Origin of the sequence: Streptomyces sp. NPDC005263, assembly GCF_042872365.1 — a bacterium.
Classification (GTDB): Bacteria; Actinomycetota; Actinomycetes; order Streptomycetales; family Streptomycetaceae; genus Streptomyces.
Genome location: NZ_JBIAKJ010000030.1, coordinates 1 through 5,626 on the forward strand (window position 1 = coordinate 1; position 5,626 = coordinate 5,626).

The 5,626-nt window shown below is 65.2% G+C and carries 5 protein-coding genes and 3 pseudogenes; 5 read left to right on the forward strand and 3 right to left on the reverse strand.

Annotation, left to right across the window (positions count from 1 at the left end; genetic code table 11):
- Positions 1-83 (forward strand): annotated as a pseudogene (locus tag ACFYRY_RS42860) (transposase); the annotation flags it as partial.
- A 125-nt stretch (positions 84-208) separates the two neighbouring features.
- Here ACFYRY_RS42860 and ACFYRY_RS42865 read toward each other — a convergent pair.
- Positions 209-721: pseudogene (locus tag ACFYRY_RS42865) on the reverse strand (recombinase family protein); the annotation flags it as partial.
- Between the two features lie 491 nt (positions 722-1,212).
- Here ACFYRY_RS42865 and ACFYRY_RS42870 point away from each other — a divergent pair.
- From ACFYRY_RS42870 to ACFYRY_RS42885, 4 genes and pseudogenes are all read left to right on the forward strand, one after another.
- Complete coding sequence (locus tag ACFYRY_RS42870) at positions 1,213-2,493, forward strand: Arm DNA-binding domain-containing protein (RefSeq protein ID WP_389158932.1); 1,281 nt, start codon at positions 1,213-1,215, stop codon at positions 2,491-2,493.
- A 2-nt stretch (positions 2,494-2,495) separates the two neighbouring features.
- A pseudogene (locus ACFYRY_RS42875) lies at positions 2,496-2,561 on the forward strand (hypothetical protein); the annotation flags it as partial.
- Positions 2,562-2,630: 69 nt separating this feature from the next.
- Positions 2,631-2,795, forward strand: coding sequence for a hypothetical protein (locus tag ACFYRY_RS42880; RefSeq protein ID WP_389158935.1), 165 nt, complete (start codon positions 2,631-2,633; stop codon positions 2,793-2,795).
- Between the two features lie 702 nt (positions 2,796-3,497).
- Positions 3,498-3,992 carry an HIT family protein gene (locus ACFYRY_RS42885; RefSeq protein WP_389158938.1) on the forward strand — a complete coding sequence of 165 codons (495 nt, stop codon included), beginning with the start codon at positions 3,498-3,500 and terminating at the stop codon, positions 3,990-3,992.
- Positions 3,993-4,262: 270 nt separating this feature from the next.
- On the opposite strand, the gene ACFYRY_RS42890 is transcribed toward ACFYRY_RS42885, so the two are convergent.
- On the reverse strand, positions 4,263-4,718 hold the full coding sequence (locus ACFYRY_RS42890) for a GNAT family N-acetyltransferase (protein WP_389158944.1): 456 nt from the start codon (positions 4,716-4,718) through the stop codon (positions 4,263-4,265).
- A gap of 73 nt (positions 4,719-4,791) precedes the next feature.
- Positions 4,792-5,346, reverse strand: a complete 555-nt coding sequence (locus ACFYRY_RS42895; RefSeq protein ID WP_389158941.1) for a hypothetical protein — start codon at positions 5,344-5,346, stop codon at positions 4,792-4,794.
- Positions 5,347-5,626 lie beyond the last annotated feature (280 nt).

Consider the following 5,626-nt stretch of genomic DNA (forward strand, 5'->3'; position numbering starts at 1 on the left):
TCCGCCGCTACATCATCTGGCGCAACAAGCATGCTGCCGACGACCGCCTCCGTGACGTGGTGAACAGGGCGAACGTTGCCTGATGCGGCACTAGGTCCTCGACCTCCCTGTTGAGGTGATTGACCTGCTCGCGCACAGCGGCCTGTGCCTTGAGGATCTGGTCCCGGAGGCCGGGCTTGAGAAGTTCCGCTACGACATACTCGCCGACGTGGTTCTCCAGCAGCTCGGCGTCGATCCGGACTTCGCCGCAGCCACCCCGCCCCTGCTTGTCCTTGGGACGACACCGGTAACCAGGCGTGCCTGCGTTAGAGCAAGCACCCTGTAGCCATTTGGTGCACTTGCCGCAGGTGCAGGCCCCGTCAGTCAGCAGGTAGTCGTACGGCGGATCCGCATCGGCCGTCTTGCGGCTCTGCTCACGCGCCTGAAGGGCCTCGAACTCCTCGCGGGTGATGATGCCCGGGTGGCCGGCGTCGACGAGTTGGCCGTCCTCGTAGCGCAGCCCCGCGATCGCCGGATTGCGGAAGAGCCGTCCGATCGACGCGTCCTTCCACTCCCCGCCGAGCGTGCCCCGATAGCCCTCATCGTTCGCCCATACGGCGATCCCCTGGTTGGACATGGAGGCGTCAATCAGCGCGCGACTCACCATCTGGCGGAGCGAGTCCACTTCGCCATCACGCAGCCGCTGACGCGACTGATCGTCGAAACCGTAGAGCCGTGGCATGCGGTGGTCCGTTCTCGTCTCGTGCGCCCCGTGGCCGCCCGACCCTAGAGCCGCAGCACGTTGTCTGAGCTGTGACCCAGGAAGATCGACGGCCTAAGGGCTACACAGATCACTGCACTGGTGGCGCCACCCCAAGCACTCGCCAAAGCGCAGCGGTAGGGACTCTCACCGTGCTGCCCAGAGGGAGCGTCTGCACGGGGAAAGACTTGATCAAGTTGTAAGCCTTGTGCGTGCCGATCCCAAGCGCCCGCGCAGCCGTCGTGACGTTCACCGTCGGCGGCAGCGCAAGTAGTTCCTCCAGGGTCATCTGGCCCACCCGGGAGTCCGTAGCTACAGAAGCGTCCTTCGTTGTCATTTCTGTTGTCGCGTTCTCCCCCACGCCAACGTCTCATAAGGAGACGTCAACACTGGAGTGTTGGGGCAAGATGGACATCGGTTCGACAAGGACCGGCACAGAAGATGCACAAGTGAAAGTCACGAAGGGGAGATTCGTGTTCAACCGCAGCTACCAGCGGCGCTGCGCATGCCAGGAGCCTGCAGTGGACGACGGCGGCAACCCGATAGTCAACGGTGACGGCACTCCGAAGATGCGCAAGCTCGGCGCGGACTGCCCGAAGCTCACACAGAAGGGGCACGGCACCTGGTACTTCTACTTCGAACTCGAAGCGGGCGAGGGCGGGAAGCGTCAGCGCGTGCGACGAGGCGGCTTCGCCACGAAGGACGAGGCAAAGGTCAAGGCGGCCGAGGTCTATCGAGATGTCATCGGCGGTGGCGACGTGCTCAGCAACGCCACTGTCGGCGAGGACCTGCGCGCATGGCTCAAGAGGAAGAGGAACCTGGCCCGCACGACCCGTCACGGGTACGAGGAGCACATCGCTCTGTATCTCGAACCGCAACTCGGGCACATAAAACGGCGAGACCTCAAGCTTCGCCACATCGAGGCCATGTACGACGCGATCGAGCGAGAGAACGCCGAGCGGCTGATCCACCACTCCAAGGTGGTCGAGCTGGAAGAGGCACACGATGCGGCCCACACGGCCTGGGTGCGGGCCGCAGGGAAGAAGGAGGAGCGCCGCGCTGCGCGCCGGGCCTACCGCGACGCCAACGCTGCACTCCGCGAGAGCCGTAAGGGCAAACGGAAGATCACCAGCGCCGCGACGATGCACCGCATCAACGCCACCCTCAGCTCGTTCCTCGGAAGCGGCATCAAGCGGGGCGAGTACTCGACCAACTGGGCCGCGTTTGTCGAGCTGCCGGCGGTCAAGCGGCCGAGAGCGTTGGTCTGGACGCCGGAGCGGGTTGAAGAATGGGAGCGCACGGGCAAGAAGCCCAGTCCCGTCATGGTTTGGACGCCGGAGCAGGCCGGCGAGTTCCTCGACTTCATATGTGACGACCGTCTCTGCGCCATGTGGCACACGTTCATTTTCCGTGGCCCCCGCCGCGGCGAGATGTGCGCCCTTCCCTGGCCCGAGGTCAGCCTGTCCGGCTCATGGTTCCGCATCTCCGCGCAGATCGTGGAGATCGCCTACCGCCAGTACGACGAGGCCCCCAAGCAAGACAGTGTGCGTACCGTCACCTTCGACCGTCAGACCCGCGAGCTGTTACGGGAGTGGCAGGCTACCCAGACGAGGGAACGCGAGCAGTGGTCTGGTGAGAAAGCGTGGGTCGAGACCAACCGGGTCTGGACCCACGAAAACGGTGAGCCTCTGCACCCCGACTGGATCAGTCGGCGGTTCACCGGCTCGTCGGCCTGTCCGGGCTCCCCCCGATAAGGCTGCACGACACACGGCACCTGTCGGCAACGCTGGCACTGCTGGGCAAGGCGGACATCAAGGTCGTCCAAGAGCGGCTGGGGCACAGCTCCCGCCAGATCACCTCGGACACGTATACGAGCGTCCTGCCTCAGCTCATGACGGCCGAGGCGGAGTCCACGATCTCGGTCGTGCCACGGGCCCGCAAGAAGGGCCCCGGACCGGACAAGCCGTCCCAGCCGAAGGACCAGGACGAAGCCTCGAAGGCAGGCCTCAGGACCGAGAACGACGACCCGGACGAGGGTCTGCGTCCCACCGCGTGACCTGCGTCCCGAATTTGTCTTGTCGATCATGAAAACATGATCGGGACGGGCCGCCAAGATCCCCCAAGTCACCCGACCCGCCAGCAACGTTGCTGGTCAGATCGATTCTCCTCGCGTAGCGAGTGGTGGGGCGGGTGGGACTCGAACCCACGGCCGACGGATTATGAGTCCTTTGGGGATCTTGGCGGTCCTTGCCTTCCTACTCCGATCCGTGACGTTCTTACAGGTCAGCCGGGGTGAACCATGCCGACACTCCCCCGCCTTTGTCTGTCTGTTCCTATCCTTGTGTCCCCAACGCGTCCCCAACGAGCCCCACAGGGATTCAAACCGAGGACACCGAGAATGATCGTGCCAGCTAGGGAGAGTGCTCCAAAGCGCCCTCAGCGGATTTCCGTTCCAGCGCCCTGAGGCTCCACCTCGGCCCGACGTAATCCGGTCACGCAGGGAGCACCCCGAAGATCAGGGAGCCGGCGCCCCACCACCCGGAGCACCTCCGCTCACGCGGAGAGGACTGGTGGTGCGTCTCGCGGGTGCTGGTGTCGGGCTGCTCTCCGCGCGAGCGAGGTGATCCGCTACTGACCCGCCGCCTCACCCAAGGCGGACCCCGCGGAGTGCGTCCCCGTCGAGAGCAGGTCGTAGGGCTGCGGCAGACTGGTGCACCCCCTACGGAGAGGCGCGCAGGCGCCAACGGATCGACAGCCGATGAATCTTGAGGCGTATGTGGAGCGGACCCGAAGCGGCCCGTGCTTTGTCTGTGCGTTCCTGGCCGGGAACCCGGATTACCCGCATGCGACGGTTTTTGAGGATGCCGATCACGTGGCGTTCCTGGACAGATGGCCCACGGTGCCGGGCAAGGTCCTGGTCGCGCCGAAGGCGCACGTCGAGCACGTCGTGCGCGACCTGGACGAGGCGGCCTACGGCCGGCTCATGCTGTTCGTCCGGGAGATCCCCCTCGCCGTCGGGGCCGTCAGCGAGCCAGAGCGCACTTACCTGTACTCGCTCGGCAGCCAGCAGGGCAATGCCCATCTGCACTGGCACATCGCCGCCCTGCCGCCCGGCGTTCCCTATGCTGAGCAGCAGTTCCATGCTCTGATGACGGAGAACGGGGCCCTGACGCTGTCGCCGGAGCAGACGGCCTCGATGGCCGCGCGTCTGCGTGAGGCGGTCATCGCCCGGGGTGCGCTCAAGCCGGGATGACCGGCTGCGTCCCGCCATTTCCAGTCGGCCGCACATCTGGCGGTCTTGATGGTCGGGACCGATCCGCACGTGAATTCGGCCACCGTTGATCATCGGCGTGTGAAGACAAACGATCATACGGTGGCCGCAGGTCACAGCGTAGACCTTGCCCGCTGGCAGGAGAGATTCGAGGGCCTGATGTGCCGCATCGCGGGCCGGTTCGCGCATCGAACCCCGACGCCGGGTCCGGAGCCTGGTACGAGCAATAGTCAAGACCTGTGGATACGTCTGTTAGAGCGTCCGCGTCATGAACACGCTGTTCGGATCGGGTTGGTAGTCCCCGAAGGGCTCGCAGTAGTCGAACCCGAACTTCTGGTACAGCTTCCTGGCCGGCTGGAAGAACTCAGCCGAGCCGGTCTCCAGGCTGATCCGGGTGAGGCCCATGCGCTTGGCCTCGGTGAGGATGTGCTCCAGCAGCTGGGATGCGATCCCGCTTCGTTTGTGCGCCGACGAGGTACGCATCGACTTCAGCTCTGCGTGACCCGCGTCCAGCTTCTTGATCGCACCGCAACCCACCAGCGCGTCACCGTCCAGGACCGACCAGAAAGTGACCTCGGGGATGCGAAGTTCGTCGAGGTCGAGGGCATGCTTGCTCTCCAGCGGTGTGATGGCGCGCATCTCCTGTACGTGCTCTTCGAGGAACTCGGCGATCTGCCGACCGGAGAGGTCGTCGACGACGATGTCCATGCCGCTCGCTTTCTCATCGAGACTTGTCGCTACGGGCATCACGCCACCTTAAGCAGCCTCGGCTTGGAGCCGATCATCGGGCCGTTCGACGAGCCGCTCCGCGGATCCCGGCCACCACGTCGGCGTGCTGCTGATGGCGGTGCAGCAACAGCACCTTGACCAACGTTTGGTGGACGGCCGTGAAGGTGCCCTCGGCGCGGGCCTGGTGGAGGGCCTCGGAGCGTTCCAGTGCTCCCGGCTTGGTCAGCAGGGCTTCCAGGTAGTGGTCCAGCACGAGGTGTTCGGCGCCGCGACCGGTAAGTCGCCGGTGGCGGGCGATCTCCCGGCGGCCGTCATGGACGGTCAGGTCGTCCCAGGTGAGGGTGACGGTGACCTTGCGGTCGATGAAGCGGACGGGGACCGAGTACCTGCACATCTTCACGGTGATCATGCCGTAGCGGTCGACGCGGGGCGTGAGCGTGATGCCGGTGGCGAACGGATCGTCCGGCAAGGGCAGCAGATGGCCGGCCTCGCGGGCGCAGTCCTGCGCGATGGTCCGCATCCTCGCCCCAATCCGCCGCTCGTCCTCCTTCGCCTCGAACTCGGCGAGTTTGGCGTTGAGTTCGTCCAGGCTGTCCACCTGCGGCACCGGAGTAAGGTAGTTGCGGCGGAAGTAGCCGACCCTGGCCTTCGACTCCACCCTTCTCGTGGGCGCCGCGCAGGCCCGGCTCGCAGGAGAACGGAGTGAATCCATAGTGCTCATGGAAGGCGGTCCAGCGCGGGTTCTCCTCCCGAGAGCGACTGCGGAAGATCACTTTCTTCACGGCCGGGGCGAGGTTGATGCCCCTATGGATGTCAACTCACGGCTCCAGCGGAGTCTGGATGGTCAGCCGCCGTTTCTGAGGGAACGATCAGCCGGTAGATCTCGC

Coding starts and splice junctions, on each gene's coding strand:
- ACFYRY_RS42880 (WP_389158935.1), top strand. CDS start 2,631: ATGACGGCCGAGGCGGAGTCCACGATCTCGGTCGTGCCACGGGCCCGC.
- ACFYRY_RS42885 (WP_389158938.1), top strand. CDS start 3,498: ATGAATCTTGAGGCGTATGTGGAGCGGACCCGAAGCGGCCCGTGCTTT.
- ACFYRY_RS42890 (WP_389158944.1), bottom strand. CDS start 4,718: ATGGACATCGTCGTCGACGACCTCTCCGGTCGGCAGATCGCCGAGTTC.